The organism is Mycobacterium sp. KBS0706 (assembly GCF_005938675.2).
In the GTDB taxonomy this organism is placed as follows: domain Bacteria; phylum Pseudomonadota; class Alphaproteobacteria; order DSM-16000; family Inquilinaceae; genus Inquilinus.
The window spans coordinates 1-2,907 of record NZ_VCCH02000224.1; the positions used below are offsets into that span (position 1 = coordinate 1).

The following is a 2,907-nucleotide window of genomic DNA, read 5'->3' on the forward strand; positions in this document are numbered from 1 at the left end:
AATTGCGATGATGCGTTTATTGTGCCCCTGTCTTTCAAGCGTCTGTAAACATTGCAAGTTGGTTCTTGCAATCGCTCCGACACGGGCGGTCTGCACGCTTCAACGCCGTTGCCACCCGTTCGTCATGAAGGTCACGAGCTCGGATCTGCCAGGGCGCATCGGGCACGACCTGTTCGGCGGGAAGGATGCCGTCCTCGATGAGGCGACGGATGCGGTGACGCGTGACGCCGATCGCCGCGGCGGCTTCGGACATGGTGAGCCATTCGCCGTTCTTCTCGGCGGATCGGTAGGCATGGATCCCATTCACCCGCCGCACCGAGCTGACGCGGTGCGCGGTCCAGGTCTTGCCCTGGCCGGTGGGCATTCCCATCCGGTTCAAGGATGCGGCGATGTCCTCGTCCGACCAGCGGCTTGCCATGCTGCGCATCACCGCCAGAGCGTCCTCCGGCGTGCGGCAGCCGTGCTCGCCGCTCTTCGGCTTGCGGACCCGCAATTGCGAGTGCTGACCACCCCGCCAGTGGATCGTCAGGACGACCTCGCGCGCCGTCTCGTCGACATCGGCGATGATGTCGGTGACGAGGGCTCGCAGGAGCCGCTGGCGAGCGCGCATGCTCACGCCTGGGGCGTTCCAGGCCGCTTCGAGATCATCGGCGAGCCCGGCAAAGTCTGGGACGGTGCCGGGCGGATCCGCCGTCTGCAGCGTCTCCAGTCGCGCCTCGCACGCCTGCACACGGCGGAGCGCCGCTTCCCAGCTCTTCTCCAGCTGCGCGGCGATCAGACGATTATCCGGATCACAGGCAGCGTAGCGCCGTTCTGCCAGCGAGGCCTCGTAGCGAGCCTGCTGCAGTTCCAGCTCCACGATGCGCCGCCGTTCTTCTCGTCGTTCCTCGTGCATCCGCTCAGCTTCCAAGGCCGCCTCGATCGCCATCGGCTCCACGGCGCGGATCAGTTCCTGGGCCATCGCGGCGTCGATCCGGGATCCACCGAAGGTCATGCATCGCGGCAGCCCCAGCATCAGGTTGGGCCGATCGCATCGATAGACGGGCTGCCCCGGCGGCCGGCCCGTGTAACTCACCACCAAGCGGCGTCCGCAGCGCCCGCAGGACAGCAGCCCAGCCAGCAGCGCTCGTCCGCCGCGGCCCGACTTCGCCCCGCCGACCCGGCCGTAGGCATTGGCGGCGAGCTGCACCTGGTTCCGCTCGAACTCGGCCCAGTCGATGTAGCCCTCGTGGTGATCCTTCAACAGAACCTCCCACGCCTCAAGCGGCTTGCCGTGGCCATAGCTCTTCCGGGCACGACCGTCGACGATCACGGTGCGCTTCTCGCTTTTGCCGTAGACGTAGGCGCCCGCGTAGAAGGGATTCTTGAGCACCGAGATCACGTTGCGGTAGCGGATCGGCGTCCAGTCGAAAGCGACCAACCTCTTGCCGTCGGAGGGTCGAGGGAAGTGGATCTGCTCGGCCTTCATCGACATCAGGACCTGCCGCGCGCTCCCCAACGCGCGGAACCGGGCGAAGATCAGCCGGATGGCTTCCTGGATCCGCAGGTCGGGATCGAAGCCGAGGCCGATCTCGCGATGCCAGAGGTAGCCGATCGGCACGCTGATGCGCAGCTCGCCGCGCCGGGCCTTGGCCCGGGCGGCATCGAGCATGCGAGCGCGCAGCACGCCGAGCTCGAACTCGCTGATGCTGCCCTTCATGCCCAGCAGCAGCCGATCGTTCGGCCGGCAGGGATCGTAGACGCCGTCCAGGTCGATCACCCGGGCTTCGACCAGGCCGCAGAGTTCGAGCAGGTGATGCCAGTCGCGGCCGTTGCGGGCGAGCCGGGACGCGTCGAGACACAGGACGGCTCCAACCTTACCAGCGCACAGCCAGGCCACAAGCCGCTCGAAGCCGGGCCGCGCCGCCATCCCACTGGCGGAGCGCCCGAGGTCGTCATCAATCACCTCGACGTCGCGAAAGCCGCGGCGCCGCGCGACATCGACGAGCTCGTATTGACGCCGCTGGCTCTCGAGGTTGCCCTGGACCTGCGCCGGGGTGGACTGCCGGACATAGACCACCGCCTTGCGCTTCAGCACCGCTGCCGGCAGAAGTTCAGCGCCGGTCATCGTCACGCTCCTCTGCCGCGACGCCGGCGGCTTCCAGCAGCAGGCTGGCCAGCCGGGCGAGCACCGTCCCGCGCTCGGCCGGGCTCATTCCCCGAAGCCTTGCGGAGTCGAGCGCCATGCTGAGCTGGCGCGGGGCCGGCGTCGGCAGCAATGGTGTTGGCCGGGACGACATCATGCTCCTCCTGGACGATGATCGGATCGTCCGGGGAGCTTCGTCTGGAACCGCGCTCGATCAGCAGGCGATGCAGATCGATCAGCGCCGACAGCGCCGCGCGCGGCGTGCCAATGGCCATGCCGGCGCAGGCGACCGTATCCAGCATCCAGGCCGCCACCACAATGACAACGCCGGGCTCCGCCTCGACGTGGACGAACTGGCCGCCGGCGCGCCGTTCGCTGTAGTGCCGCCGAACCCGGCGCCCATGGAGCGGATGCCAGCGGTAGTGGACCTCGACCTCAGGCTCGACATGGGCAGAATGACCCAGCGATTGCCCTCGGCCGCCGGAACTGGACCTTCGCCGGCTCCGACGCCGGCGGTGACCGCGCCGCGGCGATGTACACGCTCATCGGCACCGCCAAGCTCAACCGCCTCGACCCGGAAGCCTGGCTGCGCGACGTCCTTGCCCGCATCGCCGATGGCCACCCGATCAGCCGCATCCAAGACCTGCTTCCCTGGCATTGGCCGGCTCTCCGGTAGGCCGCAGAACCCTCAGGCTCGCACGCCTCCCGATACGGAGAACCGCACTCGGAGCTTGCAGACGGTCGCCCGTCTGCCAAGTCCACGGCCTCGGCCGGACGCTTAC

At 68.1% G+C, this 2,907-nt stretch carries 2 protein-coding genes and 1 pseudogene; 1 reads left to right on the forward strand and 2 read right to left on the reverse strand.

Going from position 1 to position 2,907, the window contains the following annotated elements:
* Positions 1-34: 34 nt before the first annotated feature.
* Together FFK22_RS41270 and FFK22_RS41275 are read right to left on the reverse strand one after the other, a co-directional pair.
* Complete coding sequence (locus FFK22_RS41270; protein ID WP_138893622.1) at positions 35-2,107, reverse strand: recombinase family protein; 2,073 nt, start codon at positions 2,105-2,107, stop codon at positions 35-37.
* A complete protein-coding gene (locus tag FFK22_RS41275; RefSeq protein WP_138893623.1) occupies positions 2,094-2,279 on the reverse strand; it encodes a hypothetical protein in 186 nt (61 codons plus the stop codon). Before FFK22_RS41275 ends, FFK22_RS41270 begins: the two co-directional genes overlap by 14 nt.
* Before the next feature lie 312 nt (positions 2,280-2,591).
* Here FFK22_RS41275 and FFK22_RS41280 point away from each other — a divergent pair.
* A pseudogene (locus tag FFK22_RS41280) lies at positions 2,592-2,801 on the forward strand (transposase domain-containing protein); the annotation flags it as partial.
* Positions 2,802-2,907 lie beyond the last annotated feature (106 nt).

What these genes read in the sequence shown, in the direction of transcription:
- FFK22_RS41275 (WP_138893623.1), bottom strand. Translation starts at nt 2,279, where the DNA reads ATGTCGTCCCGGCCAACACCATTGCTGCCGACGCCGGCCCCGCGCCAG.
- FFK22_RS41270 (WP_138893622.1), bottom strand. Translation starts at nt 2,107, where the DNA reads ATGACCGGCGCTGAACTTCTGCCGGCAGCGGTGCTGAAGCGCAAGGCG.